Raw genomic sequence first — 26,664 nt, 5'->3', positions numbered from 1 at the left:
AATCACCTTCCCGGTGTGTCCTATGAAGCGTCATCATCCTGATGTTCACTTCATTGTGCGACTCCCTGTCGACGTAGATAGAATCCGCTATTTCGCGTCGTCTTACAAGCGCCCCTCAGGCAATCCCTTAAGGCTTACGCGCAAGAAAATCACGCTATAGAACAATCATCTTATTGATATAAAAAGAAATTACTAAAACATAGGGATAAGTGTCTTACTTATAATCTGGCGATCTCTCACAGTGCGTGTAAGAGATCTCTCACAAAGGGATGGGCAAACTGTCTTACAGAATAGGCTCAAGTTGAGTCAGGAAACTCGCAAGGGAGGAGGCCAGAGGCAGGCGATTGCGCGTTCCGAGCGTCTCTTTGACCACTTCACCGGTCACGTTGCAGACGGAAATCACGTCAAGTTCGCTGTCCAGCGTGGCAATAAACAGCGTCGGCGACAACTTCAGGCGCTTCTGCGTGACCAGGTGGCCAATCAGGTTTTCCTGCACGCGACGGAAGTCATCGGGGCTCCACACCTGCAGCAGCGTCAGGGCTTCCCCCATGAAAAGCGCCTGCATATCACCCGCATACTGAGTGGTATAATAGGTGTGAATGGGTTGTTGTACCACAATATCCATCGCCCGTTCAACGCCATTTACATTCGGTTCACCGTCAAAATCCTGCGGCTGCCAGAAGACCGCGTCGCCGCTCGTCGATACCTGACATGGCGATGGAATGCCGTAAAGCTCTTCGCTGCGCGGCAGGCTGTTGTAGGTGCGTTGCCAGGCATCGCAATAGCGTTGGGTAAAGGCGTGTAATGCGTCTGCAGTCTGCTGATCCACGAATTTCTCTCTTCAGGTTAGCCAGGATACACTAGAAGCCATAGTGTACCTGCTTTATAACGGTGAAACATGTCTTCTTATGATAACCATCAGGCGCTTGCCGGCCTGACGCTCGGTAAAACCACAGATTACCGCGATACCTACGACGCCAGCCTGCTACAGGGCGTTCCGCGCAGCCTGAACCGCGATCCGCTCGGGCTGCATGCCGATTCCCTGCCTTTCCACGGCGCGGATATCTGGACGCTGTACGAGCTTTCCTGGCTCAACGCCAAAGGTCTGCCGCAGGTCGCGGTCGGCCACGTTGAGCTAAGCCACGCAACGGTGAACCTGGTGGAGTCAAAAAGCTTTAAGCTCTATCTCAACAGCTTCAATCAGACGCGTTTTGCCAGTTGGCAAGCCGTGCAGGAGACGCTGCAACGCGACCTGAGCGCCTGCGCCCAGGGCAACGTGACGGTGGCCCTGTATCGCCTCGATGAAATAGAAGGCCAGCCGATTGCCCATTTCCACGGCAGCTGTATTGATGACCAGGATATCGAGATTGATAACTACCAGTTCAACGCCGACTACCTCGACGGCGCAGCCGGCCAGAAGGTCGTGCAGGAAACGCTGGTCAGCCACCTGCTGAAATCAAACTGCCTGATCACCCACCAGCCGGACTGGGGGTCTGTACAAATTCAGTACCGTGGCCCGCAGATCGACAGGGAAAAGCTGCTGCGCTATCTGGTCTCTTTCCGCCATCACAACGAGTTCCACGAGCAGTGCGTCGAGCGTATCTTCAACGATATTCTGCGCTTCTGCGCGCCGGAGAGCCTGAGCGTTTACGCGCGATACACCCGCCGCGGCGGGCTGGATATCAACCCGTGGCGAGCAAACGGTGAATTTGTCCCGGCAATTGGCCGCCTGGTGCGTCAGTAAGCTGAACAATTTCTCAATAATGCGCACATTGTTCCGCGACTGAGGTTGTAGTAAACAAGCCAGCGAGGCTATTGTAATCACTAAGGAAGACGATTTTCGTCCCGTTAAGGAGTCCACTTGATTACACATATTAGCCCGCTTGGCTCAATGGATATGTTGTCGCAGCTGGAAGTCGACATGCTTAAACGCACGGCCAGCACCGACCTGTATCAATTGTTCCGCAACTGCTCATTGGCCGTACTGAACTCAGGCAGCCTGACCGATAACAGTAAAGAGCTGCTGTCCCGTTTCGAAAGCTTCGATATTAACGTGCTGCGTCGCGAACGCGGCGTTAAGCTTGAGCTGATTAATCCGCCGGAAGAGGCGTTCGTCGACGGGCGCATTATCCGCTCACTCCAGGCCAACCTGTTCGCCGTACTGCGCGATATTCTGTTCGTTTACGGGCAGATTCATAACACCGTACGTTTCCCGAATCTCGATCTGGAAAGCTCCACCCACATCACTAACCTGGTGTTCTCCATTCTGCGCAACGCCCGCGCGCTGCACGTGGGTGAAGCACCGAGCATGGTGGTGTGCTGGGGCGGTCACTCAATCAACGAAAACGAGTACCTCTACGCCCGTCGCGTAGGTAACCAGCTTGGCCTGCGTGAGTTGAACATCTGCACCGGCTGCGGTCCTGGCGCGATGGAAGCGCCAATGAAGGGCGCCGCGGTCGGCCATGCGCAGCAGCGCTACAAAGAAGGGCGCTTCATCGGCATGACCGAACCGTCGATTATTGCCGCTGAGCCGCCAAACCCACTGGTCAACGAGCTGATCATCATGCCGGATATCGAAAAACGCCTTGAAGCGTTTGTGCGTATCGCTCACGGCATCATTATTTTCCCGGGCGGCGTGGGAACGGCTGAAGAACTGCTGTATCTGCTGGGTATCCTGATGAACCCGGCGAACAAAGACCAGGTGCTGCCGCTTATCCTCACCGGCCCGAAAGAGAGCGCCGACTACTTCCGCGTTCTCGACGAGTTCGTGGTGCATACGCTGGGCGAAGGCGCGCGTCGCCACTATAAGATCATCATTGATGATGAAGTGGAAGTGGCGCGCCAGATGAAAAAAGCGATGCCGCTGGTGAAAGAGAACCGCCGCGATACCGGCGACGCCTACAGCTTTAACTGGTCGATGCGCATTGCGCCGGACCTGCAGATGCCGTTTGAACCGTCGCACGAGAACATGGCTAACCTCAAGCTTTATCCGGATCAACCGGTTGAAGTGCTGGCCGCAGACCTGCGCCGCGCCTTCTCAGGCATCGTGGCGGGTAACGTGAAGGAAGTGGGTATTCGCGCCATCGAAGAGTTTGGTCCGTACAAAATTCACGGCGATAAAGAGATGATGCGCCGCATGGACGAACTGCTACAGGGCTTCGTGGCGCAGCACCGCATGAAGTTGCCAGGTTCCGCCTACATCCCCTGCTACGAAATCTGCGCCTGACACTATTCGCAGCGTATTTCACTCCTCACCCGGCGGTCTTCACCGCCGGTTTTTCTCTCAAACAGCCCTCATAAATACCCTAATTCGCGCAGAGCCAATCGTTTGCGCGCTATATGCGACCGCATATTATTAGCAATAATTATGATTCAGCGCTAAAAAACGCCATTTCCATCATTTTTATCAGCAAAAACATCGTATTTACCCCCTCCCCCATTTACCACACATACTGCGAATGCTAGCCTTCGCGACCATAAATTTTCGCTCAAAAGGTTATTACAGTAAAAAGACCTGCAATAACCCCAGCTAAAAGTGGATTATTACATTTGGGATCATGATCACTGATACATTTACCAGTTAAATGTACATTTGCGCTCGTCGAAAATGGCGTTGGGTAAAAATCACAAAAAAACCAACACTTCTAAAATTTAATATTACATTTTTATTTTTTTCACTTTATTTGACTAAAAAATTAGCATTTTTCCTTCCTCCAGGAGATACAGATGGAAAACACTCAAACCAGCACGGTCGTCACAGCAGAATCTGCTAGCGGATGGCGCAAAACAGATACGATGTGGATGCTGGGTCTTTACGGCACTGCCATCGGCGCGGGCGTACTGTTCCTGCCGATCAACGCCGGCGTCGGCGGCATGATCCCGCTGATCATCATGGCTATCCTCGCCTTCCCGATGACCTTCTTCGCACACCGCGGCCTGACCCGCTTCGTGCTGTCCGGTAAAAACCCGGGCGAAGACATCACCGAAGTCGTTGAAGAGCACTTCGGCGTAGGCGCAGGTAAACTGATTACCCTGCTCTACTTCTTCGCTATCTACCCAATCCTGTTGGTGTACAGCGTCGCTATCACTAACACCGTGGAAAGCTTCCTGGCGCACCAGCTGCACATGACGCCGCCGCCGCGCGCTATCCTGTCGCTGATTCTGATCGTCGGCATGATGACTATCGTGCGCTTCGGTGAGCAGATGATCGTTAAAGCGATGAGCATCCTGGTATTCCCGTTCGTGGCGGCCCTGATGGTGCTGGCGCTGTACCTGATCCCGCAGTGGAGCGGCGCAGCACTGGAAACCCTGTCCTTCAGCAGCACGGCCTCTACCGGCAACGGCCTGTGGATGACTCTGTGGCTGGCCATTCCGGTGATGGTGTTCTCCTTCAACCACTCGCCGATCATCTCTTCCTTCGCGGTGGCGAAGCGTGAAGAGTACGGTCAGGGCGCAGAGAAGAAGTGTTCCTCTATCCTGGCACGTGCCCACATCATGATGGTGCTGACCGTGATGTTCTTCGTCTTCAGCTGCGTACTGAGCCTGTCCCCGGCGGACCTGGCGGCGGCGAAAGAGCAAAATATCTCTATCCTGTCTTACCTGGCGAACCACTTTAACGCGCCGGTTATCGCCTGGATGGCACCGATTATCGCGATTATCGCTATCACCAAGTCCTTCCTGGGCCACTACCTGGGCGCACGTGAAGGCTTCAACGGGATGGTAATTAAGTCTCTGCGTAGCAAAGGAAAATCCATCGAAATCAACAAACTGAACAAAATCACTGCGCTGTTCATGCTGGTTACCACCTGGATTGTGGCAACCCTGAACCCGAGCATCCTGGGCATGATTGAAACCCTGGGCGGCCCGATCATCGCGATGATTCTGTTCCTGATGCCGATGTATGCAATTCAGAAAGTACCGGCAATGCGTAAGTACAGCGGTCACATCAGCAACGTCTTCGTTGTGCTGGTGGGTCTCATCGCTATCTCCGCAATCTCCTACTCTCTGTTTAGTTAATCCCCCTGCGCCGCCTTTCGGGCGGCGCACCTCGATACACAATGGACGCCTCATGATTAGCGTATTCGATATTTTCAAAATCGGCATTGGTCCTTCCAGCTCACACACCGTCGGGCCAATGAAAGCAGGCAAACAATTCACGGACGACTTGATTGCGCGTGGGATCCTGACTGATATCACTCGCGTAGTCGTCGATGTTTACGGTTCACTCTCTCTGACCGGTAAAGGTCACCATACCGATATCGCCATTATTATGGGCCTGGCAGGGAACCTGCCGGATACGGTGGATATCGACGCCATTCCGGCGTTTATCCAGGACGTGAATACCCATGGCCGCCTGATGCTGGCTAACGGTCAGCACGAAGTGGAATTCCCGGTTGATCAGTGCATGAACTTCCATGCCGACAACCTCTCGCTGCACGAAAACGGCATGCGTATTACCGCGTTGTCAGGTGACAAAGCCGTTTACAGTAAAACCTACTATTCCATCGGCGGCGGTTTTATCGTCGACGAAGAGCACTTCGGCCAACAAACTGAAGCGCCGGTTGCCGTGCCATACCCGTATAAAAGCGCCGCGGATTTACAGCGTCACAGCCAGGAAACCGGCCTGTCGCTGTCTGGCCTGATGATGCAGAACGAACTCGCGCTGCACAGCAAAGAAGAGCTGGAAAAGCACTTTGCTGACGTCTGGGCGGTGATGAAAGGCGGCATCGAGCACGGCACCACGACCGAAGGCGTATTGCCGGGCAAACTGCGCGTTCCACGTCGTGCCGCCGCGCTACGTCGTATGCTGGTCAGCCAGGACAAAATCAGCAGCGACCCGATGGCGGTAGTTGACTGGATTAACATGTTTGCGCTGGCGGTGAACGAAGAAAACGCCGCCGGTGGGCGCGTCGTCACCGCGCCCACCAACGGTGCCTGCGGTATCGTTCCGGCGGTGCTGGCTTACTACGACAAGTTTATCCGCGAAGTGAACGCCAACTCGCTGGCACGCTACATGCTGGTTGCCAGCGCGATTGGCTCACTCTACAAGATGAACGCCTCCATCTCCGGCGCTGAAGTGGGTTGCCAGGGGGAAGTGGGTGTCGCCTGTTCCATGGCGGCAGCGGGTCTGGCAGAGCTGCTGGGCGGTAGCCCGGCGCAGGTGTGCATTGCCGCGGAAATCGGCATGGAACATAACCTCGGCCTGACCTGTGACCCGGTTGCCGGTCAGGTTCAGGTGCCATGCATCGAGCGTAACGCCATTGCGTCGGTGAAAGCGGTTAACGCCGCGCGTATGGCCCTGCGCCGTACCAGCGTACCGCGCGTGTGTCTCGATAAAGTTATCGAGACCATGTACGAAACCGGCAAAGACATGAACGCCAAATACCGCGAAACCTCTCGCGGCGGGCTGGCGATGAAAGTGGTAGCCTGCGACTAACGCACTCCAGAGGCCTCGTTTTGCGAGGCCTCTTCCCGTTTTATCCCCCGCCGATAGCCTCACCCGTCCCTGAATGTTACCCTTAGCGCCCAATCTGTTAGGGAGAACGCCCGTGGCCGTCCATTTGCTTATTGTTGACGCACTCAACTTAATCCGCCGTATTCATGCCGTTCAGGGTTCCCCCTGCGTAGAAACCTGTCAGCATGCGCTGGATCTGCTGATTGCGCACAGCCAGCCGACGCATGCGGTAGCGGTTTTTGACGATGAAGCACGCAACAGCGGCTGGCGGCATCAGCGACTACCAGACTACAAGGCCGGTCGTCCACCTATGCCGGACGATCTTCATGCCGAAATGCCCGCCCTGCGCGCCGCCTTTGAGCTGCGCGGTGTACGCTGTTGGGAGTCCCAGGGTAACGAGGCTGACGATCTCGCGGCCACGCTGGCCGTGAAAGTCGCCAGCGCCGGGCATCAGGCGACCATCGTCTCGACGGATAAAGGCTACTGTCAGCTGCTGTCGCCCACGCTGCGCATTCGCGACTACTTCCAGAAACGCTGGCTGGACGTGCCGTTTATCGAAAAAGAGTTTGGCGTGCAGCCGCAGCAGCTACCCGACTACTGGGGGCTGGCGGGAATTAGCAGTTCGAAAGTACCAGGGGTCGCGGGAATTGGCCCCAAAAGCGCCACCCAACTGCTGACGCAGTTTCCCACGCTGGAAGCGCTGTACGAACATCTGGAAGAGGTGCCGGATAAGTGGCGGAAGAAACTGGAAGAACACCGGGAGATGGCGTTCTTGTGCCGGGATATCGCGCGGCTGCAAACCGATTTGCATATTGATGGCAATTTGCAGCAGCTCAGACTTAACAGATAGCATCATGACGTAGGCCGGATAAGGCAAAGCCGCCATCCGGCAGTTCTGAGCACCTTGCCGGATGGCGGCTTTGCCTTATCCGGCCGACAAATCACATTCGACCGGACTATGCGTTATTAACGCTCGTCGCGACGCCCACCGACCGCCGCCCACAGGCGACGCACGTGTACGGTCACTTCTTCACGATCGTGATACAGCTGGCGCGCCTGCATCTGCGCGTTAATACCGTGCTCGTCCAGCTTCGCCTGGATGTGCGCCAGATTCTGCGACAGCTCTTCATAACGCTTTTTCATCGGCAGCTTCAGATTGAAGATGGTCTCACGGCACCAGCCGTTAACCAGCCATTCCGCCATCAGCGCGGCGACCTTCGCCGGTTTCTCCACCATATCGCACACCATCCACGAGATGTTGTTGCGGGTAGGGCGGTAGCGGAAACCGTCTTCGCGCAGCCAGGTCACCTGGCCGGTGTCCATCAGGCTCTGCGCCATCGGGCCGTTATCCACTGAGGAAACCCACATGTTGCGCTTCACCAGCTGATAGGTCCAGCCGCCCGGACAGGCGCCCAGATCAACCGCGTACATGCCGTTTGCCAGACGCTCGTCCCACTCGTCGGCGGGAATAAAGACGTGAAATGCCTCTTCCAGCTTCAGCGTAGAGCGGCTTGGCGCGTCGGCCGGAAACTTCAGGCGCGGAATGCCCATATAGAACGGCGAGTTGTTGGTGCTATACGAATACCCGGTATAGCAGCAGCCCGGCGCGATAAAGAACACGTGCACCACCGGACGTTTGGTGGTCTCGTACGGCGCCAGCACTTTCGCCTCACGCAGCGCCGCGCGCAGCGGCACGGTCAACTTGCGGCAGAACTTCATCAGCTCTTTGCTTTCGTTGGTATCCGCCACTTCAACGCGCAGATCGCCGCCCTTCTCCACTACGCCTTGCAGCATGCCGACGATCGGCGCGACGCGGTCTTCCGGCGGTAAATCTTTCAACAGCTCGCCGACGACGATCATCTGGCGAGCAAAGATGAGCGAGCTAAACGGCAGCTCGCGCGCCAGCTTATCGGCGTCGCCATCCTGATAGCATTCGAAAATCACATAGCCCGAGTTATCTTTTACGCGCGCGAAGCCAAACACCTCACGACGCCCGGCCTTATCGGTAATTTCCGCAGCACACTCTTTCTCAAACCCAGGGCGGCAATACAGCACAACCTTATTCATGAACAACACCCTTACGCTTAAGTCGAATGGCACCAATTAACATCAACACCCAACCGGCGAGGAAGCTGACGCCGCCCACCGGGGTAACAAACGCCCACAGGCGTAAATGAGAGAGCGCCAGGCAGTACAGGCTACCGCTGAACAGCACGGTACCCAGCGCCAGAAAAACGCTGCTCCAGTAGAACCAGATACTAATGCGGCGCTGCATCGCCACCGCCAGGCCAAAAATCGCCAGCGTGTGAAACGCCTGGTACTCCAGACCGGTCTGGATCCAGCCCATTTCAACAACGCCCAACGATTTACTCAGCACGTGCGCGCCAAATGCGCCCAGTGCGACAAAGATAAAACCGCTGATAGCGGCAAAAATCAGCATAAAACGGCTGGTCATGATGGTATTACCCTAAATTCATTTATTGTTCGTAACGAAAACGAAAAGTTTCTTGCTCATGGGCCGCTTTCGCCAGAATCCACTGACGAAAGGCCGCTATTTTACCCAGTTCTGCCTGACTGTCATGACAAACCAGATAAAACGCATTCTTACTGACCAGAACATCATTAAATGGGCACACCAGACGGCCTGCCTCAATCTCGGACTGCGCCATCACGTTGTTGGCAAGCGCAATCCCCTGTCCGTGGATGGCAGCCTGTAACACCATGGCGCTATGGCTGAAGATAGGTCCCTGTTGTACGTTGATATGGGTGAGCCCCAGCTGGCGCGTATACGTTTGCCAGTCGCGGCGGGAAGCATCGTGCAGCAGCGTATGTTTGGCTAAATCGGCGGGGGTCTTCAGCGCTTTATCGCCGGTCAGCAGCAGAGGAGAGCAAACCGGGAGTAAATACTCCGCGTACAGTTTTTCAACGCGTAACCCCGGCCAGTTGCCGCGACCGTAAAAAATAGCGACGTCGACATCGTCGGCCAGCTTATCTTCCTGACGGTCCACCGCCTGGATTCTGACGTCGATTCCCGGATAAGCTGAGTTAAAGCTTGAGAGGCGCGGCACCAGCCATTGAATCGCAAAACTGGGCAATAAACTGACGGTAAGCGCCCCTTTCGCGCTGCGTGCCTGTAGTTTACGCGTAGCCTCTGTTAATTGCGAAAAGATCTCTTTGATATCCTGAAAATAGCTCTGCCCCTCTTCGGTCAGCAGCAACGAACGATTGCGCCGACGGAACAGCTTCAACCCCAAAAAATCCTCAAGAGACTTGATTTGATGGCTTACTGCGGCCTGCGTCACAAAAAGCTCATCGGCCGCGCGGGTGAAACTTAAATGGCGTGCGGCTGCATCAAATACACGTAATGCATTAAGAGGTGGCAAACGCTTTGACATGGTCCCAGAACCCAATTGTTAATTGAATTTAACAAATAGGAAACAACAGTTAACCTATTAGTTTTTTTTATCTGAGACATTATAATTTGTCCGTTGAGCTTCTACCAGCAAATACCTATGATGGCGGCACTTCCTGAGCCGGAACGAGAAGCTTTTTTTGGAATGCGTGTTCTGAAGGGCTTTTGGCTTACGGTTGTGATGTTGTGTTGTTGTGTTTGCAATTGGTCTGCAATTCAGATCACGGTAGCAAGGCTACCCTTTTTCACTTCCTGTACATTTACCCTGTCTGTCCATAGTGATTAATGTAGCACCGCCTAATTGCGGTGCTTTTTTTTGCCTGCAATTTGCGCGCTATTTCTCCAGCGCCACCATCTCTTTCACATCGCTATGGTTAATTTGCTGTTTCACGCCGTTGGCATCGGTGTAGGAAATCATACCGGTGTCGTTATCGGTCTGCGGTTTCCCCTCGGAAACGATGCTACGGCCATCGTTAGTATGCATCACGTAGTTTGGGCTTGAGCAGGCGCTCAGGGCAAACGTCAGCATACAGGCGGAAATGATTGCGGCAGTCTTTTTCATTTTCTTCTCCTTTAGCGATTTATGCTATTTAAAGCTCATTTCATAACAGGCCAAAATATTTGCCTAACGTTATTTAGCATAAGACACTGGTCGGATAGCGCCAGGAGAACCAGACGATTCCGAGGATTGGCACAAACCTTGTATCAATGCTCATTTTGCGCCACGATCGGTTGATTGAACCGAGGAATACCATGAACGCTTTCAACCCCGCGCAGTTTCGCGCGCAATTTCCCGCCCTGCACGATGCCGGGGTTTACCTTGATAGCGCCGCCACCGCGTTAAAACCGCAGGCGGTGATCGAGGCGACAAATCAGTTCTACTCGCTGAGCGCGGGGAACGTCCATCGCAGCCAGTTCGCCGAAGCCCAGCGCCTGACCGCGCGCTACGAGGCCGCACGCGATCAGGTCGCCCGCTGGCTGAACGCTCCTCGCGGCAAAGACATCGTCTGGACGCGCGGCACGACAGAAGCCATCAATATGGTAGCCCAGTGCTACGCGCGCCCACGCCTGCAGCCGGGTGACGAAATTATCGTCAGCACCGCCGAGCACCATGCTAACCTGGTGCCCTGGCTGATGGTCGCGGAGCAGACGGGCGCGAAGGTGGTGCAACTGCCTCTTGGCGTTAACCGCCTGCCGGACGTCGAACAGCTCACCACGCTGATCACCTCGCGCAGCCGCATTCTGGCGCTGGGGCAAATGTCGAACGTCACCGGCGGCTGTCCGGATCTGGCGCGCGCCATTACTCTCGCCCATCAGGCCGGTATGGTGGTGATGGTTGACGGCGCGCAGGGCGCGGTGCACTTCCCGGCGGACGTGCAGGCGCTGGATATCGATTTCTACGCCTTTTCCGGCCATAAGCTCTACGGGCCAACCGGCATCGGCGCGCTCTATGGCAAGAGCGAGCTGCTGGACTCCATGGCCCCGTGGCTGGGCGGCGGCAAAATGATTAGCGAAGTGACCTTCAACGGCTTTACTACTCAGCCGGTGCCGTACCGTCTGGAGGCTGGCACGCCGAACGTCGCGGGCGTCATTGGCCTGAGCGCGGCGCTGGAATGGCTGTCTGAGGTAGATATGGCGCAGGCCGAATCCTGGAGTCGAGGCTTAGCGACGCTGGCGGAAGATGAGCTGGCGAAACGTCCGGGGTTCCGCTCGTTCCGCTGTCAGGACTCCAGCCTGTTAGCCTTTGATTTTGCGGGCGTTCATCACAGCGACATGGTGACGCTGCTGGCGGAGTACGGTATTGCCCTGCGTGCCGGCCAGCACTGCGCGCAGCCGCTGCTGGCGGCACTGGGCGTTAACGGCACGCTGCGCGCCTCGTTCGCCCCCTATAATACGCAAGACGATGTACACGCGCTGGTCAACGCCGTTGACCGGGCGCTCAAACTTCTGGTGGATTAATGACGACTCCTTTGCTCGCCGGACACCCGTTCGGCACCACCGTAACGCCCGAGGCATTACGGCAACAGTTTGGCGCACTGAGCCAGTGGGAAGAGAAATACCGGCAGCTGATTCTGCTGGGCAAACAACTCCCCTCGCTGTCGGACGATCTTAAAGCGCAGGCCAAAGAGATTGCCGGCTGCGAAAACCGCGTCTGGCTGGGCTACTCGCTGGAGGCTGACGGAACGCTGCATTTCTTTGGCGATAGCGAAGGCAGGATCGTGCGCGGCCTGCTGGCGGTGCTGCTGACCGCCGCGGAAGGCCAACGCCCGGAAGCGATTCTGGCTACCAGCCCGCTCGACTTTTTCGATGAACTCGGGTTACGCGGCCAGTTGAGCGCCTCGCGTAGTCAGGGCCTGGCGGCCCTGAATGACGCCATGATTGATGCCGCGCGTCAGGCGCTGGCCTGACGCTCCGCTTTCGCCAGCATCTTCTTCAACGCATGGGATACCGCGACAAAACCGAAGGTCGCGGTGACCATCGTCGCCGCGCCAAAGCCTGAGGCGCAGTCCATCCGTTTTGGCCCTTCAGCGGTACTTTTCATCGCACACACGGAACCGTCGGACTGCGGATATACCAGCGCTTCGGTGGAAAAGACGCAGTCCACGCCCAGCTTACCTTTGCTGTTCTTCACCACGCCAAAATCGCTTTTCAGCCGCTCGCGCAGCTTGGCCGCCAGCGGATCCTGAATGGTTTTCGCCAGATCGCTCACCTGGATCTGCGTCGGGTCGATTTGCCCGCCCGCGCCGCCGGTGGTGATCAACGGCACTTTATAGCGACGGCAGTAAGCAATCAACGCCGCCTTTGGGCGCACGCTATCGATAGCGTCCACCACGTAGCTGTAGCCCACGCCCAGATATTCCGCGACGTTATCCGGAGTCACAAAGTCGTCAATGACGGTCACACGACATTCGGGATTAATCAGGCGAATACGTTCAGCCATCACCTCAGCCTTTGCCAGGCCAACGTTGCCGCCCAGCGCATGAATCTGGCGATTGGTGTTGGTCACGCACACGTCATCCATATCGATAAGCGTGATAGCGCCGATACCGGTGCGGGCCAGCGCTTCCGCCGCCCAACTGCCCACGCCGCCAATCCCAACCACACAAACGTGCGCATCGGCAAACACCTGCAGCGCCTTTTCACCGTATAAACGTGCCGTGCCGCCAAAACGCTGGCGCCAGGCGTCACTGATAACCACAGACATAGAACCTCAGAGTTAAAAACAAAAAGAGCGGACAATGCCGCCCTGAGCGCATTTCATTGCCGGATGGCGCTTCGCTTATCCGGCCTACGCGCTAATGTGTAGGCCGGATACGCCATCGGGCCACTAGCCGCTAAATACGTTACCCGCGCTGCCGGATGACTTCAGCACCCACACGCGTCCGTAGTGATTATACCAGCCAGCACGGTGTCCGGCATCCGGGCCGATGCCCTGATAGATGTCGAAGTGCTGGCCTTTAATCGCGCCGCCGACATCCAGCGCCACCATCAGGCGTAGCTCGTACTGACCGTTAAATTTACCGTTATTGTCCAACTGCGGCACTTCCGCCAGCAGCGTGGTACCCGGCGGGATCACGTTACGGTCTGCCGCCACCGACGCACGCCCTACCAGCGGCACGGCGCTGGCGCCTTTCACCGGGGCGAAAGACTGTGGTTTAAAGAAGACAAATGACGGATTCTGCTCCAGCAGTTCGCGAACTTCCGCTTCGCTGTGGGTTTCGCCCCAGTGGCGAATGGCCTGCATCGACATATCTTCGCGCTTCACTTCCCCGCGATCGATCAATACCTTGCCGATGCTCTTATAGGCCCAGCCGTTTTTCCCGGCATAGCTAAAGAAGTTCAGCGGCGAGCCGTCGCCAAAATCAATGTAGCCGCTGCCCTGCACATCCATGATGAAGTTATCCATCAGCGAATTGCTGTAGGCAAGAATATAAGCATCGCTCAGCTGGCCTGCGTAAATACCGGCGCGAGAAGGCAGCTTGCCGCGCTTTGGCGGCATCCGGTAAATCGGATACTGGAATTCGCCCTGACGCGTATGACGCGCTTCCACCACCGGCGTATAGTAGCCGGTAAACTGCACGTTGCCGTAGTTGTCGGTCCCTTCCATCTGCCAGGCATCGATGCCGTACTTGCGCAGGGTGCGAGTATCGCCGCCGGAAAGCAGCCACTGCTGCACGGCGTTGTATACGTTGCTCTGATTGCCATACAGACGCGGCGAAGCGCTACGGATATGGCCCACCTGCTGCGCGAAGTCGCCCGCGTTGATCGGCGCGCCGACGGCATCAGGCTGATTGACTAAAGAGAAAGGCTGGGTGAATTTCCCGTCTTTATACTGTTGACCGCGATCGGTCGGTTTTGACGAACAGGCGGCCAGCATTGCCAGCATTGCCCCCGTTGCCACATATTTTACCCAACGTCCTTTCATGGTGTTTTGTATTCCGCATTATCGAAAGTGCCCGCTGAAGATAACAAACCGCCAGGGGTATTGAAATGCGATTGCGCTGCCCTGTCATAATTTCGAACAAAAAACGTTCAGATTGTGCCTAATACGCACAACTCATAAAAAAATGAGAGCTTTATATCAAAAATGGGTTGCAACAAATGCTCAGCAGAGTATAGTGCGCATCCACGGACGCGGGGTGGAGCAGCCTGGTAGCTCGTCGGGCTCATAACCCGAAGGTCGTCAGTTCAAATCTGGCCCCCGCAACCAATTAAAATCAGAAGCAGTAACGTTACTCGATGGAAGAGTAATGACGGACGCGGGGTGGAGCAGCCTGGTAGCTCGTCGGGCTCATAACCCGAAGGTCGTCGGTTCAAATCCGGCCCCCGCAACCAATTAAAATCTGATGCAAGTTTACTCGATGAAGAGTAAAGACGGACGCGGGGTGGAGCAGCCTGGTAGCTCGTCGGGCTCATAACCCGAAGGTCGTCGGTTCAAATCCGGCCCCCGCAACCAATTAAAATGACACCCATCAGGGTGTTTTTTTTTTGCCTGTTATCCAGCGAAAGTACGCCATCCTCACGAATGGCGCGCCGCTTCCCTACCCTTCTTTATGCTCACGCATAATCGTATAAATCTTTTCAAGATCAATATGCTGCCGCATCGCCGCCGCCAGAATGTCGAACTGCTGCATCTTATACTCCGCATACTGAAAATCATTATCCCGTGCCGGTAAGCCTTTGCGTTCACGCAGCCCATTGACCAGCGCACGCGTAAAGGTGTCGCTATCGAACAGGCCGTGCAGATAGGTGCCAAACGCCAGTCCGTCCGCGCTGACCGCACCATCCGCTTGATGCTGGTCGTTTTTACACAGCTGCATTAACGGCTGCGCGTTGCCCGCCAGCGCCGTCTCACCCATATGAATTTCATAGCCCTGCAGCGCCATACCGGACACCGCCGCCAGCCAGCCCGGCAGCGCGGCGTTGAGCGTTGCCGTGGCCCGCGTGGTGGTTTTCTGCGGTGCAAAACGCGTGACGGTATTGAGCAGCCCCAATCCCGGCAGCGTCCCCAACCTGGATTCCACGTCATCTATCAACGTATCGCCGAGCATCTGATAGCCGCCGCAAATGCCCAGTACCGGCACACGCTGATGCTGCGCCTGGAGAATCCCGTGCGCCAGCCCGCTATCCTGCAGCCACAACAGATCGCCCAACGTGTTTTTACTGCCCGGCAGAATAATCAGGTCCGCACCCGCCAGCTCTTGCGCATGGCGCACGTAGCGTACACGTACGTCCGGCTGGGCGGCCAGCGCGTTGAAGTCGGTAAAGTTAGAGATATGCGGCAGTTGCACCACGGCAATATCCACATCACGCTCGCCCACGCTGCGGTACTTGCCCTTTTGCAACGCGACGCCGTCCTCATCTTCCAGCTCAACCTCCAACCACGGCATCACGCCCAATACCGGCACGTTCGTCAGCGCTTCAATCTGCTCAATGCCGGAGTGCAGCAACGCAACATCGCCGCGAAACTTATTGATGATCACCCCCTTCACCCGCGCCCGTTCGTGGTCGCGCAGCAGCGCCAGCGTGCCGTAAATCGCCGCGAAAACGCCGCCGCGATCGATATCCGCCACCAGAATCACCGGGCACTGCGCCATCTCCGCCATGCCCATATTGACGATATCGCGGTCGCGCAGGTTGATTTCCGCCGGGCTACCCGCCCCTTCCAGCACCAGCACGTCATACTCGCTCGCCAGACTGCGATAGACGCTGAGGATTTGCTCGCGCAGACGCGGTTTGTAGTCGTGATAGCTGACGGCGTCCATATTGCTCGCCACTTCTCCCATCAGCACAATCTGCGCTTTGCGGTCGCTGGTTGGCTTGAGCAGAATGGGGTTCATCCGCACGTCCGGGGCAATACCTGCGGCTTCCGCCTGAAAAATCTGCGCCCGCCCCATCTCTTTGCCGTCCAGGGTGATCCCGGAATTAAGCGCCATATTCTGCGATTTGAACGGCGCGGTGCGCAGGCCATCCTGATAAAAAATTCGGCACAGCCCCGCCACCAGCATACTTTTGCCGACGTCAGAGGCGGTGCCTTGTAACATAATGGCCTGGGTCATCTCGTTCCTTTTTCACGCATGCGGCGGAAAAACTCCGCCTCGGTTTTACACAGCGGCAGCCCAAGCTCCGTGTGCAGCTTTACCAGCCACGGCTGGCTCAACCCCGCCTGTTCCATCAACTCACGCCGGGCAAATACCTTGCCGGGAGCGCCCTGCGCCAGCACTTCACCACAGCGCAACACATACACCGCGTCGCTGACTTCATAAATCAAATCAATATCGTGGCTGGAAATTACCACATGATTGCCCTGCGCGACGATACGCTTGATGATGTCTATCATCTGCGCGCGTCCGGACGGGTCCAGCCCTGCTGTCGGTTCATCCAGCAGCAGGTAGCGCGCTTCCAGTACCAGCGCACCGGCAATCGCCACGCGCTTTTTCTGCCCGTGGCTCAGGCATTGAATCGGCTGCTGGCGAAAATGCTGGGCATCGACCAGCGTAAGCGCATCGTCGATACGCCGCGCGATCTCGTCCTCCGCCACGCCGATATTACGTAGGCTGAAGGCAATATCGCTGTCGATATCGGTATAGAAAATCTGCTGTTCCGGGTCCTGAAACACCGTCGCCACCTGCTGGCGCAGCGCCAGCAGCCCGCGTTTGCTGTAGTCCAGCGGTTTACCCTGCCACAGCACCGCCCCCTGCTGCGGACGCAGCAGCCCGCTGAGGTTCATAAACAGCGTCGATTTCCCGCACCCGTTGGCGCCCACCAGCCCGGTGACGGCCTGGCGAGAAAAATCCAGCGTTAACCCTTTGAGAATGGGCGCGTCCTGGTAGCGAAATTCCAGGTCAGAGGTGGCAAGCATGGCGTTCCTTAAAGATGAAAATCACCCTGATACAGTTTGATATCCAGCGCGGTGCTCATCTGCTGATAACGCATCAGCACCCGCGTAAACAGCAGGCTCACCAGCATCGCCAGCGAGCGATAGCCGAGACGCACATTGCGATAACCAAAGCGCAGCGTCTGTGCCCGGTGAATGGCCATGGCTTCGTCAATCAGGATAAAGATAAAGCGCCAGGTCAGCAGAATCTGCTCGGTAAGCAGACGCGGCACCCGCGCCCGCTTCAGCAGCACAATCAGCTGCGGAAATGGCAGGTTCAGCACCAGCCAGAAAGTGGCTGAGAGTGCGGCGAGGCTGCGCCAGAAGGTCGCATTGGCGGTCGCGACTCCCTGTGCGGTAACGCCCAGCCAGTACGGCCCAATCGGCACGCCCGCCAGCAGCGTCTGCGGATCGCGGCTGATGCTGAAGACAATCGTCAGCACGCCGACCGCCAGGAATCCCAGCGGCAGCGCCATCCAGCGGCACCAGCGCCACGGCGAGATACGCAGCAGCCAGCAGGTGAACGCCGCGGTCATCACCATCAGCAGCGCCTGCCACAACGGCGGCAGGCTGAAGGCCAGCACCATCAACAACAGCCAGAACAGGAACTTACGCTCGGGTGCAATGTGAAACCAACGGCTCTGGTAGCTTAGCCTGTCAAGACCGGTCATCACGACGCTGACGCCCTTTGTAATAGCCGAGAATATAGAAAATCACCGCCGCGCCGAGCGAGCCCTGTAGGGTAAACAGCAGGCTTTCGATTTCCCCGCTCGCCGGTTCATACAGCGGCTGGAACCACGGCTGGTAATCCGGCGCAATAGCCTGAATCTGGCTTTCGGCCTCGCCGTCGGAACCGCCGTATTCGCCGCCGTGGTTGATGAAGAACGGCAGGATCATCAGCGCTATTACCAGCGCCAACAGGATCAACGTCTTTTTCATCTTAATGCCCCCGCGCCGGGATCAGCTGCCGTTTGGTCAGCTGGTCGTAGATCATTACCGTCAACAGCCCTTCCGCGATGGCGATCGGAATCTGCGTCAGGCAAAAAATCGCCATAAACTTCAGGCTCGATCCGATAGCGCCCGCCTGCGGATCCGGGAAGGCGACGCCCAGCTGTAGCGAGGTGACAAAGTAGGTCGCCAGATCCGCAAACATGGCGCAGAGAAAGACCGATACATCGCGACGGAACCCTGCTTTACAGGCCATTTTCCACACCAGATAGCCGACGATGGGGCCAATCACCGCCATCGACATGCCGTTCGCGCCGAGCGTCGTCAGGCCGCCGTGCGCCAGCAATAGCGCCTGGAACAACAGCACGATCGCGCCAAGAATCGCCACGACGCCCGGCCCGAACAGGATAACCGCCAGCCCGACGCCGGTCGGGTGCGAGCAGCTCCCGGTCACCGACGGGATCTTCAACGCTGAGAGTACAAAGATAAATGCCCCGCACAGCGCCAGCAGCACCTTCTGGTTGCTGTCCTCCTGCACAATGCGGCGCAGGCGCACCAGCCCGTACCACAGGCACGGCAAAAACAGCAGCCACCAGGCCAGCGCCCACATCGGCGGCAGGAATCCTTCCATAATGTGCATGGCAAAGGCTTCTTGCGGCACCACCAGCAGCAGTATCGCCGCCGCCAATCCGCTGAGCGACAGTCGCTTCAGCTGTTGTTCCAGTTTCATTGTCCCGGCTCCCACTGTTTGTTCACCAGAATGGTGGAGAAATACGGCAGCGGCTGGTCGTCCGCAACCTCACCCAGATGCCGCCAGCACTGCTCGCCGGGCAGCGTGGCTTCGGCCATCAGCAGCGCGTGGTCCAGCAGCCCGGCTTTCGCCAGCAGCGCTTTGATGCGCGGAAAACGCCCGTAGACCTTCATCAGCACCAGGCTGTCGTGCTGCGCCAGCGCGCGTTCAATCTCGTCCTCCGGCGCGGTGCAGGCGACCACCGCCAGCGACTGTTGCTCCATCGCCAGCGGCGTTTTGCTGCGCGCGGCAATGGCGGCGAACGAGGTTACGCCGGGGACAATCTCCAGCCACTCCGGGCTGCCGATACGCTGGAGTAAAAAGACCCAGGTGCTGAACAACATCGCATCGCCAAGGGTGATAAAGCCGACGGTTTTCCCGGCTTTCACTTCGCGCACCAGCGCCGCCGAAACGTCGTCCCACACCGCCTCTTTTTCGACGCTGTCGGCGCTCATCGGGAAGTGACAGCAGCGCACCTCGGTCTGCTCGCCGAGATACTCGCGCACGATAGAGAGCGCCAGGCTGTCGCCGCCTTTGCGCCCCGCCGGGGCGTAGAGGATATCCAGCGAGCCCAGAATGCGGGCCGCGCGTACGGTAATCAGGTCAGACGCGCCCGGACCGGTGCTCAGAGCATACAGTTTGCCGCTCATGCTGCCTCCAGAGACTGCTGCAGATGCTCAACAAACATGGCGCGTACCACCGGGTTTTCACCCAGCCCGCACAACCACGGTGTCGCCGGAATGCCTGCGGCGTTAAACCGCGTCTTCCACGAATCCTCTTCGTCGGAGGCCATGTCGTTAATCGCATGGTCACCCGCCACCAGCATCAGCGGCATCAGGTGTACGGCGCTGACGCCCTCTTGGCTCATGCTCTCAATCAGTACGTCCACTTCCGGGTAGCTCTCCACCGCGCCAACCCGCGCCGGAAAGCGCTGGGCGGTCATCATATGGTCGAGGCAGGCGTAGGCGGCAAAGGCGTGATGGCTGGCACCGTGGCCCATAAACACCACCTTTTCGTTGGCGTTCAGCGCGGGCATCTGTTGGGCGAGCGCGTCCATCAGGCGCACGTAGTCGTCATGCCTGCTCAGCAGCGGCGTCCCGAGGGTCAGGCGTTTGAACAGCGGGCGCAGGCTCTGCACTTCACGGGCGATTTTTTCGTATTCGTCGCCGTTGATGATGTGCAGCGACTGTACCGCCACATCGTCATAGCCGAGGTCCGCGAGTTTTTGCAGCGCCTCAAGCGGGGTATCGGTTTCAATACCATCGCGGGCTTTCAGCTTGCGGATGATCATCCCCGAGGTAAAAGCGCGGAACAGGTCACGGTCGGGGCAGCTTGCCGCCAGCTCGCGTTCGCAGGCAACAATATTCTTCTCGCAGGTGTCATGGTAGCTGGTACCAAAACTCACCACCAGTAGGGCTTTTTTCATGCTTGATTCCTTTTGTCGGCGGCCAGCCAGCGCGCTAAGCGCTCGGCAAAGGCGGGCTGACTTTCCAGTAGTTCGTCGCCGGACACCAGCGGTGCCGGGCGGGTAATCACGATGCAGGGAAGCCCGGCATCCAGGCACGGCTGCACCTTTTCCTGATAGCCGCCTTCCGCGCCGGAGGCTTTGGTCACCACTACGTCGGCGCGGCAGTGTCGGTAAAACGCGGCGTTAAACTCGGCGCTGAACGGCGCGCAGATAGCAAAAATCTCGCCCACGCCAAAGCCGAGATCCGCGCACTGCTGTACCACGTTCGGCACCGGCAGCACGCGGGCCAGCAGCGTTTTTTCCGGCAGCCCGGCGCGCCATAGCGCCAGGTCTTTGCTGCCGGTGGTCAGCAGCACGCGCTGGCCCAGCGGTTTAATCCGCTCACAGGCTTCATCAATGCTAGCGACGTAGTGCAACAGCGGGTGCGTCAGTTCATCCCGTTGATCCGGGCGCTGGTAGCGGCTCAGCAGCACGCCCGCTTCCGTACAGGCATCCAGCACGTTGCGGCTGACCGCTTCGGCATACGGATGCGACGCATCAATCACCCAGCGCGTGTCATGTTCACGAAGCCAGGCCACCATCTCCGATTTTTCCAGACGACCGCAGCGCACCTGCCCCTGAATATCCCCCGCCAACGCTTCGCCGGTGGGCGTGGCGACCGAGACGGTGTATTGCACGTTTGCCGCATCCAGTAGCTGGCAAATCGCCCGCGCATCACTGGTACCGCCCACCACCAGAACCTCCCCGACACTCATAGCACGTAGCCTCGCGGAGTAATCATCAGCCCGTCCTGGACGTAAGTGGTTTTGTTGCCGACGATGACCAGGCTGGTCATATCCACCGGTTCAAAGTCCATCGCGCCGAGCGTCGTGAGCCATTTTTCCTGCTTTTTACGCCCGGCGGATTTCACCACGCCTACCGGTGTGTCGGCGCTTTTGACGGTGGAAAGCAGTTCAAAGGCGCGCGCCAGATGCCCTTCGCGGCCCCGGCTGCGCGGGTTATAGAAGCAGATAACGAAGTCGGCTTCCCCGGCGGCGATAATGCGTTTTTCAATCACCGGCCACGGCGTCAGCAGGTCGCTCAGGCTGATATGGCAGAAGTCATGCATCAGCGGCGCGCCCAGCAGCGAGGCGGCGGCAATGCTGGCGGTCATCCCCGGGATCAGGCGCACCTCCACGTCGAGCTTCTGTTTACTGACCAGCTCAAGCACCAGCCCCGCCATGCCGTAGATGCCCGCGTCGCCGCTGCTGATTAGCGCCACGTTGTGCCCGGCCTGCGCCAGTTCAATCGCCGCCTGACAGCGTTCAATCTCTTTGCACATCCCGGTTTTGATCACCTGCTTGTCGCCGGTAAAAGCCTTCACCAGATGGGTGTAAGTTTTATAGCCGACAACGATTTCCGCCGCCTGTAGCGCTTCAACGGCCTCCATGGTCATCATCGCCTGCGAACCCGGGCCAATTCCGATTACGCTTAACATCAGTGTGTTACTCCCAAAGTAATGGTGACGCCCTGTTCACGCAGGGTCTCGCCTAATAGATTTCCGTTGCTCATTCGCCACGCTGCCGGACCTGAAACGCTGCCCACGCCGACCGTCTGTTTCACAAACGGCGAGGAGGGAAAACGATGTTCGTGTTCGCGCAGGGCGTCCACGCTGAACACGTCAAATGGCACATCGAGATCGCTTGCGAGCTGAATCAGCCCCAGTTCGTCCTGCTTGAGGACGATGCTGCCAATAGCCTTCAGCGCCAGCGGGTCTATCCCCTGACACGCAAGCTGACGATGCAACAGCTCGCTCAGCAGCGTGCAAGGCGTGCCGCGTCGGCAGCCAATGCCTGCCACAATGCGTCGTGGCACCAGTTTCCAGTGCGGCAACGCCAGTTCAGGCAGCGCAGCGCGCAGGGTGATGCACACCAGCGCATCCAGCTCAGGCAGCGCGTTAAGGTCGCTGACGGTAATAAACCCGCGTCGGTCGCAGCGGCTGATCTCATCGGCGAGCATGTCGTCCCACCACAGCCCCACGCGCTGCTGGCTGACCAGCATCTGGTTAACGGTTTTCACCGCCGCGCGAAAGTCGTGCATCCGCGCGTTAAGCTGGCAGGCCAGCGTATCCAGCGCCGCCACGTCGTTAACGTCGGTGGCGGTGGTGATAACCGGGTCGACGCCGAGAATGTCCGCCAGATGCCGGGCGAGGTTGTTCGCCCCGCCGATATGCCCGGAAAGCAGGCTGATGACGTGCTGACCGCGCTCGTCAATCACCACCACCGCCGGATCATGGAATTTATCTATCAGCAGCGGCGCGAGCGTGCGTACCGCAATCCCGGTCGCACCGATAAAAATCAGCGCCGTATCGCGATGAAACGCCTGCCCGACGCTCGCCGCGAAGCCGCCGTCAAACGGCAGGAATCCCGGTTCCACCAGCCCTTCACGGGTATAACAGGTCATCGGCAGCGCGGCGCTCAGCCGTTTCGCCAACGCCACGCCGCCGGGGGTCAGGCAGAACAGCGCAATGCGCTCAGGCTTTGCGGTATTCATGGCTGAAGTCTGCGGCGTAGAGACGCGAGTAGTGGTATTCCTCGCCGAGAAAATCCCCGACCAGGATCAGCGCGGTTTTACGGATATCGGCGTCGCGGACCTTGTCGGCGATATCCACAAGCGTACCGCGTACGGTCTGGCTCTCGGGCCAGGTGGCTTTGTAAATCACCGCCACCGGCGTAGTCGCCGGGTAGCCACCGTCAATCAACCGCTCGGCAACTTTATTAATGCGCTGCACCGAGAGGTAAATCGCCATCGAGGTGCGATGCCGGGCAAAAGACTCCAGCTGTTCGCGCTCCGGCACCGGGGTGCGCCCTTCCAGGCGGGTGATGATGAGGCTCTGCGACACTTCCGGCACCGTATACTCCACGCCCAGCTCCGCCGCCGCGCCGAGAAACGCGCTCACACCCGGTACCACCTGCCAGTGAATGCCACGACGGGTCAGCTCTTCGCCCTGCTCGCGCACCGAACCGTATAGCGACACGTCGCCGGTTTGCAGGCGTACCACCGTTTTTCCGGCCTTCACGCCCGCTTCCATCAGGTCGAGAATTTGCTCAAGGTGCAGTTCGGCGCTGTCGTGACACTCGGCCTCTGGCGGGCAGTAGCTCAGCAGTTCGGGGTTAATCAGTGAACCGGCGTAAATCACCACCTGCGCCTGTTGTAACAGACGGTAGCCCTTCAGGGTGATCAGGTCGCGGTCGCCGGGGCCTGCGCCGACAAACCAGACACAGCGTGAATCAAAGGCATCACTCATGGATTTCTTCCTTCTGACAGGCAATCACAAAAACGGGGTTGTGCGGTTTGAAGTAGTGACCGCTGCCGAGCGCGGTGAGCGTGGATACGTTCAACTGCTGGCAGTCAATCGCTGTCACGTCCGCCTGCTGGAGGTGCTCAAGGGCGCAATGCAGGTTTTCCTGCAGAATAAAGGTCATCACCAGCCGTCCGCCGGGGCGCAGATGATGCAGCGACCAGTCAATCAGCGCGGTAAGATGGCCGCCGCTGCCGCCCATAAAGATCGCGTCGGCGCGTTCGACGCTGACGTCAGGGGCTTCACCGGCAATAATCGACACGTTACCGCAGGCAAAGCGCTGGCAGTTTTCTGCCAGCAAACGCAGCGCCGCCGGGTTGCGTTCAATCGCCGTGACCGCCAGCGTCGGATGTTGCAGCGCGGCTTCAATCGCCACGCTGCCGGTCCCCGCGCCGATATCAATCAGGTGGCTGGCCCAGTGTAGCTCCAGCTTTGAGAGCGCCAGCGCCCGCACCGCCTCTTTGGTCATCGGCACCTTTTCGCCGCGCAGAAACAGCTCATCTTTCATCGAGGATCACCACCGTGTTCATCTCATAGTCGTTGTGGACTGCGCTCACCGGCAGCCAGTGAATGCACTCATTGTCCTGCGCCAGATTTTCGCCAATCACCATCCAACGATGGCCCTTGCCGCGAGCGACCAGCGCGGCGGCTATCTCTTTGGGCCCGCAACGCGTATCGGTCACCATCGCCACCTTGCGATGCGCGGCGAGCGTGTCGAAGCATACGTCGCGCCCGTGGCTGCTGGTCAGCCACATGTCGTTCATATCGATGCCCGCCCGCGCGCACAGGTACTGCACCGCGCTAACGCCGGGGATCACCCGCACGTTGTCGCGGCCAAAGTGGGCAATCAGCCGCGTGCCGATGCCGTAAAACAGCGGGTCGCCGGAGGCCAGCACTACCACGTTCTGTGCCGCGCGTTGGCTAATCCATGTCAGTACCTGCGCAATATTGGCCCCCAGCGAGCAGCGCTCGCCGGCAAAGTCCGGGAACTGCGCCAAGTGCCGCGTACCGCCGACCAGCGCGTCGGCGCGTGCAACGGCAGCTTGCGCCTGCGGTGTCATCAACTGCACGCCCGCCGGCCCCATCCCCACAACGGTTAACATTGCATGTCCCTCACGATATCGCCGACCGGACGGTTGCTACCGAGGATCTGGTTATCAAACGAGAACATAATGGCGTCGCAGATGGGGGGATTTTGCGTAAAGCGCAGACGCTCCAGCACGCGCTGACAGATACGCCCGGCAAGGTGGTTGTAGAGAGAGTGGAAGCCATAGGCCTCGATATGCTCCATCGCCGCTTCGGTGGTGTCGCACTCGCTCACCTGGGTAAGCAGTTCAAGCGGCGCGCCGAGCAGCGCCAGATGGGCCACCAGCGTTTCCATGCGCCCGTCGGCGATATGGCTGTGGGTGTGGAAAATCCCGGCGGCGATTTTAATCAGCTTGCCGGGGTGGCCAACCAGCACAATCTGGTGGAAGCCAAGGCGCACCGACTCTTCAATCATGTAGCCGACGAAGTTGCTCATGGTGACCACCCCCTGTGGGTCAAGGCCCATCTGTTCGCGCACGAAGCGCTCGCCGTGGTTGCCCGGCACCAGCACCACCCGTTCAAGCCCGGCGGCGCGCTTCATTTCCAGCTCCAGCGCCAGCGAGCGCTTCCAGCTCTCTTCCGACATCGGCGTGACGATGCCGGTGGTGCCGATAATCGAGATCCCGCCCAGAATACCCAGCCGTGAGTTATAGGTTTTCTTCGCCCGCTCTTCGCCTTCCGGGGCAAAAATTTCCACTTCTGCGCCGCGCGCCGGGCCGATCGCCTCACGGACGGCGGTTTCGATGGTATGGCGCGGGGTACGGTTAATCGCCGCGCTGCCGATGGGTAGCCCGATACCTTTGCGGGTGACGGTGCCGACGCCCTCGCCGCCGCGCAGGGTAATCTCGCCGCTGTCGTTGACGGTCACGCGGGCAAAAATCAGCATTCCGTGGGTGGCGTCGATATCATCGCCGCCGTCTTTGCGGATGGCGGCAATACCCTGCAGGCCTTCGACGTGCGGTGATTCGACGTTCAGGTTTAGCGTCACGCCCGACGGCGTGACAATCGACACCTGGTGAATCAGGTGCTGACGCATCACCATCAGCGCGGCGACTTTCGCCGCCGCCGTAGCGCAGGAGCCGGTGGTGTAGCCCTTGCGCAGCGCTTTGCCGTTATGCCATACCGGGGCATCGAAGGCGGATTCGCTCATCGCGCCCCCTGCAGGTGATAGAGAATGGCGTTGACGATCGCCGCCGCGACGTTGCTGCCGCCTTTACGCCCCAGCGCGGCGATGCCCGGCAGGCTGCTTTTACTCAGCGCCTCTTTCGACTCTACCGCGCCGACAAACCCGACCGGCACGCCAATCACCCCGCTGACGTCCAGCTCTGTATGCTCCAGCAGACGGAATAGCGCGGTGGGCGCATTGCCGAAGACGAACACTTTGTCGCCTTCTTCTTTGGCGGCAATATCCACCGCCGCCATCGAGCGGGTAATGCCCTGCGCTTTGGCTTCGCGCACCACGCGCGGGTCGCTGATGTAACAGCGGCACTCGCCGCCGAAGGTCGCCAGCAGATTTTTATTGATGCCGGAGAGCGCCATCGTGGTGTCGGTGTACAGCGTGCACGGGCGGCTGAGCGCCTCGCTCAGCCGGGTTAAGGCATCCGGCGCGAACCACAGAATATCCAGCCACTCAAAGTCGGCGGTGGTGTGGATCACCCGTTTGATAATCGCCTCGTGCAGCGGGCTGGCAAAGCGATACGTCGGGCGTGTGTCGGCGATAATCCCGCTGATTATCTCGAAGCTTTTGCGCTCAATCGCTTGCGGTTGCTGGATATAGTTCATGCCGTT

Annotated in this window: 29 protein-coding genes and 3 tRNA genes; 10 read left to right on the top strand and 22 right to left on the bottom strand. The window is 58.3% G+C overall.

Annotated elements, in window-relative coordinates; translation table 11 throughout:
- Window positions 1-283 precede the first annotated feature (283 nt).
- The gene (gene syd, locus M989_RS05315) at window positions 284-829 is read right to left on the bottom strand and encodes a SecY-interacting protein (RefSeq protein ID WP_064543069.1); all 546 of its coding nucleotides are present in this window, start codon (window positions 827-829) and stop codon (window positions 284-286) included.
- 69 nt (window positions 830-898) lie between these two features.
- On the opposite strand from syd, the gene queF reads away from it, so the two are divergent.
- From queF to xni, 5 genes are all read left to right on the top strand, one after another.
- Window positions 899-1,744 carry an NADPH-dependent 7-cyano-7-deazaguanine reductase QueF gene (queF, locus tag M989_RS05310; protein WP_064543067.1) on the top strand — a complete coding sequence of 282 codons (846 nt, stop codon included), beginning with the start codon at window positions 899-901 and terminating at the stop codon, window positions 1,742-1,744.
- A 117-nt stretch (window positions 1,745-1,861) separates the two neighbouring features.
- Window positions 1,862-3,226, top strand: a complete 1,365-nt coding sequence (gene ppnN, locus M989_RS05305; RefSeq protein ID WP_064543065.1) for a nucleotide 5'-monophosphate nucleosidase PpnN — start codon at window positions 1,862-1,864, stop codon at window positions 3,224-3,226.
- A 500-nt stretch (window positions 3,227-3,726) separates the two neighbouring features.
- Complete coding sequence (locus tag M989_RS05300) at window positions 3,727-5,016, top strand: HAAAP family serine/threonine permease (protein WP_064543063.1); 1,290 nt, start codon at window positions 3,727-3,729, stop codon at window positions 5,014-5,016.
- Window positions 5,017-5,068: 52 nt separating this feature from the next.
- Complete coding sequence (locus M989_RS05295) at window positions 5,069-6,436, top strand: L-serine ammonia-lyase (RefSeq protein WP_064543061.1); 1,368 nt, start codon at window positions 5,069-5,071, stop codon at window positions 6,434-6,436.
- Window positions 6,437-6,548: 112 nt separating this feature from the next.
- A complete protein-coding gene (gene xni / locus M989_RS05290; RefSeq protein ID WP_064543058.1) occupies window positions 6,549-7,304 on the top strand; it encodes a flap endonuclease Xni in 756 nt (251 codons plus the stop codon).
- 116 nt (window positions 7,305-7,420) lie between these two features.
- On the opposite strand, the gene rlmM is transcribed toward xni, so the two are convergent.
- From rlmM to M989_RS05270, 4 genes are all read right to left on the bottom strand, one after another.
- Window positions 7,421-8,521: a 23S rRNA (cytidine(2498)-2'-O)-methyltransferase RlmM gene (gene rlmM, locus M989_RS05285; protein ID WP_064543056.1), complete on the bottom strand. Its 1,101-nt coding sequence runs from the start codon at window positions 8,519-8,521 to the stop codon at window positions 7,421-7,423.
- Entirely contained in the window at window positions 8,514-8,909 is a 396-nt protein-coding gene (locus tag M989_RS05280; RefSeq protein WP_049850475.1) for a DUF423 domain-containing protein, read from the bottom strand. The genes rlmM and M989_RS05280 overlap by 8 nt, the downstream gene beginning before the upstream one ends.
- A 22-nt stretch (window positions 8,910-8,931) precedes the next feature.
- Complete coding sequence (gcvA, locus tag M989_RS05275) at window positions 8,932-9,849, bottom strand: glycine cleavage system transcriptional regulator GcvA (protein ID WP_064543054.1); 918 nt, start codon at window positions 9,847-9,849, stop codon at window positions 8,932-8,934.
- Between the two features lie 351 nt (window positions 9,850-10,200).
- The gene (locus M989_RS05270; RefSeq protein ID WP_064543052.1) at window positions 10,201-10,428 is read right to left on the bottom strand and encodes a YgdI/YgdR family lipoprotein; all 228 of its coding nucleotides are present in this window, start codon (window positions 10,426-10,428) and stop codon (window positions 10,201-10,203) included.
- Between the two features lie 191 nt (window positions 10,429-10,619).
- Here M989_RS05270 and csdA point away from each other — a divergent pair, with 191 nt between their 5' ends.
- Both csdA and csdE read left to right on the top strand, forming a co-directional pair.
- Complete coding sequence (csdA, locus tag M989_RS05265; protein ID WP_064543050.1) at window positions 10,620-11,825, top strand: cysteine desulfurase CsdA; 1,206 nt, start codon at window positions 10,620-10,622, stop codon at window positions 11,823-11,825.
- Entirely contained in the window at window positions 11,825-12,274 is a 450-nt protein-coding gene (gene csdE, locus M989_RS05260) for a cysteine desulfurase sulfur acceptor subunit CsdE (protein ID WP_064543047.1), read from the top strand. Before csdA ends, csdE begins: the two co-directional genes overlap by 1 nt.
- Here the strand turns inward: csdE and tcdA are convergent.
- Both tcdA and mltA read right to left on the bottom strand, forming a co-directional pair.
- Window positions 12,259-13,071 carry a tRNA cyclic N6-threonylcarbamoyladenosine(37) synthase TcdA gene (gene tcdA / locus M989_RS05255; protein WP_064543045.1) on the bottom strand — a complete coding sequence of 271 codons (813 nt, stop codon included), beginning with the start codon at window positions 13,069-13,071 and terminating at the stop codon, window positions 12,259-12,261. The genes csdE and tcdA overlap by 16 nt on opposite strands.
- A 123-nt stretch (window positions 13,072-13,194) precedes the next feature.
- Window positions 13,195-14,292, bottom strand: coding sequence for a murein transglycosylase A (gene mltA, locus M989_RS05250; RefSeq protein WP_064543043.1), 1,098 nt, complete (start codon window positions 14,290-14,292; stop codon window positions 13,195-13,197).
- A gap of 208 nt (window positions 14,293-14,500) precedes the next feature.
- Here mltA and M989_RS05245 point away from each other — a divergent pair.
- From M989_RS05245 to M989_RS05235, 3 genes are all read left to right on the top strand, one after another.
- Window positions 14,501-14,577, top strand: a tRNA-Met gene (locus tag M989_RS05245).
- Window positions 14,578-14,625: 48 nt separating this feature from the next.
- Window positions 14,626-14,702 (top strand) — tRNA-Met (locus tag M989_RS05240).
- A gap of 44 nt (window positions 14,703-14,746) precedes the next feature.
- A tRNA-Met gene (locus M989_RS05235) sits at window positions 14,747-14,823 on the top strand.
- Window positions 14,824-14,908: 85 nt separating this feature from the next.
- Here M989_RS05235 and M989_RS05230 read toward each other — a convergent pair.
- Genes M989_RS05230 through M989_RS05160 form a run of 15 tightly spaced genes read right to left on the bottom strand, consistent with a single transcriptional unit; the run spans window position 14,909 to window position 26,658 of the window.
- A complete protein-coding gene (locus tag M989_RS05230) occupies window positions 14,909-16,426 on the bottom strand; it encodes a cobyric acid synthase (RefSeq protein ID WP_064543041.1) in 1,518 nt (505 codons plus the stop codon).
- Window positions 16,423-17,229: an energy-coupling factor ABC transporter ATP-binding protein gene (locus tag M989_RS05225; protein WP_064543038.1), complete on the bottom strand. Its 807-nt coding sequence runs from the start codon at window positions 17,227-17,229 to the stop codon at window positions 16,423-16,425. The genes M989_RS05230 and M989_RS05225 overlap by 4 nt, the downstream gene beginning before the upstream one ends.
- 8 nt (window positions 17,230-17,237) lie before the next feature.
- Window positions 17,238-17,915, bottom strand: coding sequence for an energy-coupling factor ABC transporter transmembrane protein (locus M989_RS05220; protein ID WP_064543036.1), 678 nt, complete (start codon window positions 17,913-17,915; stop codon window positions 17,238-17,240).
- Window positions 17,902-18,183: an energy-coupling factor ABC transporter substrate-binding protein gene (locus tag M989_RS05215; protein WP_064543034.1), complete on the bottom strand. Its 282-nt coding sequence runs from the start codon at window positions 18,181-18,183 to the stop codon at window positions 17,902-17,904. Before M989_RS05215 ends, M989_RS05220 begins: the two co-directional genes overlap by 14 nt.
- A gap of 1 nt (window position 18,184) precedes the next feature.
- On the bottom strand, window positions 18,185-18,922 hold the full coding sequence (gene cbiM, locus M989_RS05210; RefSeq protein WP_064543032.1) for a cobalt ECF transporter S component CbiM: 738 nt from the start codon (window positions 18,920-18,922) through the stop codon (window positions 18,185-18,187).
- On the bottom strand, window positions 18,919-19,632 hold the full coding sequence (locus tag M989_RS05205) for a cobalt-factor II C(20)-methyltransferase (protein ID WP_064543030.1): 714 nt from the start codon (window positions 19,630-19,632) through the stop codon (window positions 18,919-18,921). Before M989_RS05205 ends, cbiM begins: the two co-directional genes overlap by 4 nt.
- Window positions 19,629-20,408: a sirohydrochlorin cobaltochelatase gene (cbiK, locus tag M989_RS05200; protein WP_064543028.1), complete on the bottom strand. Its 780-nt coding sequence runs from the start codon at window positions 20,406-20,408 to the stop codon at window positions 19,629-19,631. Before cbiK ends, M989_RS05205 begins: the two co-directional genes overlap by 4 nt.
- Window positions 20,405-21,205 carry a cobalt-precorrin-6A reductase gene (locus tag M989_RS05195; RefSeq protein WP_064543026.1) on the bottom strand — a complete coding sequence of 267 codons (801 nt, stop codon included), beginning with the start codon at window positions 21,203-21,205 and terminating at the stop codon, window positions 20,405-20,407. Before M989_RS05195 ends, cbiK begins: the two co-directional genes overlap by 4 nt.
- A complete protein-coding gene (locus tag M989_RS05190) occupies window positions 21,202-21,927 on the bottom strand; it encodes a precorrin-3B C(17)-methyltransferase (RefSeq protein ID WP_064543025.1) in 726 nt (241 codons plus the stop codon). The genes M989_RS05195 and M989_RS05190 overlap by 4 nt, the downstream gene beginning before the upstream one ends.
- Window positions 21,927-22,982: a cobalt-precorrin 5A hydrolase gene (gene cbiG, locus M989_RS05185; RefSeq protein ID WP_064543023.1), complete on the bottom strand. Its 1,056-nt coding sequence runs from the start codon at window positions 22,980-22,982 to the stop codon at window positions 21,927-21,929. The genes M989_RS05190 and cbiG overlap by 1 nt, the downstream gene beginning before the upstream one ends.
- Window positions 22,963-23,736 carry a cobalt-precorrin-4 methyltransferase gene (locus tag M989_RS05180; protein WP_064543021.1) on the bottom strand — a complete coding sequence of 258 codons (774 nt, stop codon included), beginning with the start codon at window positions 23,734-23,736 and terminating at the stop codon, window positions 22,963-22,965. The genes cbiG and M989_RS05180 overlap by 20 nt, the downstream gene beginning before the upstream one ends.
- Window positions 23,729-24,298 carry a decarboxylating cobalt-precorrin-6B (C(15))-methyltransferase gene (locus M989_RS05175; RefSeq protein ID WP_064543019.1) on the bottom strand — a complete coding sequence of 190 codons (570 nt, stop codon included), beginning with the start codon at window positions 24,296-24,298 and terminating at the stop codon, window positions 23,729-23,731. Before M989_RS05175 ends, M989_RS05180 begins: the two co-directional genes overlap by 8 nt.
- Complete coding sequence (locus M989_RS05170) at window positions 24,288-24,893, bottom strand: cobalt-precorrin-7 (C(5))-methyltransferase (protein ID WP_064543017.1); 606 nt, start codon at window positions 24,891-24,893, stop codon at window positions 24,288-24,290. The genes M989_RS05175 and M989_RS05170 overlap by 11 nt, the downstream gene beginning before the upstream one ends.
- Window positions 24,887-26,026: a cobalt-precorrin-5B (C(1))-methyltransferase CbiD gene (cbiD, locus tag M989_RS05165; RefSeq protein ID WP_064543015.1), complete on the bottom strand. Its 1,140-nt coding sequence runs from the start codon at window positions 26,024-26,026 to the stop codon at window positions 24,887-24,889. The genes M989_RS05170 and cbiD overlap by 7 nt, the downstream gene beginning before the upstream one ends.
- Window positions 26,023-26,658, bottom strand: coding sequence for a cobalt-precorrin-8 methylmutase (locus M989_RS05160; RefSeq protein ID WP_064543013.1), 636 nt, complete (start codon window positions 26,656-26,658; stop codon window positions 26,023-26,025). The genes cbiD and M989_RS05160 overlap by 4 nt, the downstream gene beginning before the upstream one ends.
- Window positions 26,659-26,664: the final 6 nt, after the last annotated feature.

The organism is Kluyvera georgiana ATCC 51603 (assembly GCF_001654985.1).
In the GTDB taxonomy this organism is placed as follows: domain Bacteria; phylum Pseudomonadota; class Gammaproteobacteria; order Enterobacterales; family Enterobacteriaceae; genus Kluyvera; species Kluyvera georgiana.
This window is presented reverse-complemented; position numbering and strand designations above follow the sequence as displayed.

What these genes read in the sequence shown, in the direction of transcription:
- queF (WP_064543067.1), top strand. Translation starts at nt 899, where the DNA reads ATGTCTTCTTATGATAACCATCAGGCGCTTGCCGGCCTGACGCTCGGT.
- M989_RS05300 (WP_064543063.1), top strand. Translation starts at nt 3,727, where the DNA reads ATGGAAAACACTCAAACCAGCACGGTCGTCACAGCAGAATCTGCTAGC.
- M989_RS05295 (WP_064543061.1), top strand. Translation starts at nt 5,069, where the DNA reads ATGATTAGCGTATTCGATATTTTCAAAATCGGCATTGGTCCTTCCAGC.
- rlmM (WP_064543056.1), bottom strand. Translation starts at nt 8,521, where the DNA reads ATGAATAAGGTTGTGCTGTATTGCCGCCCTGGGTTTGAGAAAGAGTGT.
- M989_RS05280 (WP_049850475.1), bottom strand. Translation starts at nt 8,909, where the DNA reads ATGACCAGCCGTTTTATGCTGATTTTTGCCGCTATCAGCGGTTTTATC.
- gcvA (WP_064543054.1), bottom strand. Translation starts at nt 9,849, where the DNA reads ATGTCAAAGCGTTTGCCACCTCTTAATGCATTACGTGTATTTGATGCA.
- M989_RS05270 (WP_064543052.1), bottom strand. Translation starts at nt 10,428, where the DNA reads ATGAAAAAGACTGCCGCAATCATTTCCGCCTGTATGCTGACGTTTGCC.
- csdA (WP_064543050.1), top strand. Translation starts at nt 10,620, where the DNA reads ATGAACGCTTTCAACCCCGCGCAGTTTCGCGCGCAATTTCCCGCCCTG.
- csdE (WP_064543047.1), top strand. Translation starts at nt 11,825, where the DNA reads ATGACGACTCCTTTGCTCGCCGGACACCCGTTCGGCACCACCGTAACG.
- tcdA (WP_064543045.1), bottom strand. Translation starts at nt 13,071, where the DNA reads ATGTCTGTGGTTATCAGTGACGCCTGGCGCCAGCGTTTTGGCGGCACG.
- mltA (WP_064543043.1), bottom strand. Translation starts at nt 14,292, where the DNA reads ATGAAAGGACGTTGGGTAAAATATGTGGCAACGGGGGCAATGCTGGCA.
- M989_RS05230 (WP_064543041.1), bottom strand. Translation starts at nt 16,426, where the DNA reads ATGACCCAGGCCATTATGTTACAAGGCACCGCCTCTGACGTCGGCAAA.
- M989_RS05225 (WP_064543038.1), bottom strand. Translation starts at nt 17,229, where the DNA reads ATGCTTGCCACCTCTGACCTGGAATTTCGCTACCAGGACGCGCCCATT.
- M989_RS05220 (WP_064543036.1), bottom strand. Translation starts at nt 17,915, where the DNA reads ATGACCGGTCTTGACAGGCTAAGCTACCAGAGCCGTTGGTTTCACATT.
- M989_RS05215 (WP_064543034.1), bottom strand. Translation starts at nt 18,183, where the DNA reads ATGAAAAAGACGTTGATCCTGTTGGCGCTGGTAATAGCGCTGATGATC.
- cbiM (WP_064543032.1), bottom strand. Translation starts at nt 18,922, where the DNA reads ATGAAACTGGAACAACAGCTGAAGCGACTGTCGCTCAGCGGATTGGCG.
- M989_RS05205 (WP_064543030.1), bottom strand. Translation starts at nt 19,632, where the DNA reads ATGAGCGGCAAACTGTATGCTCTGAGCACCGGTCCGGGCGCGTCTGAC.
- cbiK (WP_064543028.1), bottom strand. Translation starts at nt 20,408, where the DNA reads ATGAAAAAAGCCCTACTGGTGGTGAGTTTTGGTACCAGCTACCATGAC.
- M989_RS05195 (WP_064543026.1), bottom strand. Translation starts at nt 21,205, where the DNA reads ATGAGTGTCGGGGAGGTTCTGGTGGTGGGCGGTACCAGTGATGCGCGG.
- M989_RS05190 (WP_064543025.1), bottom strand. Translation starts at nt 21,927, where the DNA reads ATGTTAAGCGTAATCGGAATTGGCCCGGGTTCGCAGGCGATGATGACC.
- cbiG (WP_064543023.1), bottom strand. Translation starts at nt 22,982, where the DNA reads ATGAATACCGCAAAGCCTGAGCGCATTGCGCTGTTCTGCCTGACCCCC.
- M989_RS05180 (WP_064543021.1), bottom strand. Translation starts at nt 23,736, where the DNA reads ATGAGTGATGCCTTTGATTCACGCTGTGTCTGGTTTGTCGGCGCAGGC.
- M989_RS05175 (WP_064543019.1), bottom strand. Translation starts at nt 24,298, where the DNA reads ATGAAAGATGAGCTGTTTCTGCGCGGCGAAAAGGTGCCGATGACCAAA.
- M989_RS05170 (WP_064543017.1), bottom strand. Translation starts at nt 24,893, where the DNA reads ATGTTAACCGTTGTGGGGATGGGGCCGGCGGGCGTGCAGTTGATGACA.
- cbiD (WP_064543015.1), bottom strand. Translation starts at nt 26,026, where the DNA reads ATGAGCGAATCCGCCTTCGATGCCCCGGTATGGCATAACGGCAAAGCG.
- M989_RS05160 (WP_064543013.1), bottom strand. Translation starts at nt 26,658, where the DNA reads ATGAACTATATCCAGCAACCGCAAGCGATTGAGCGCAAAAGCTTCGAG.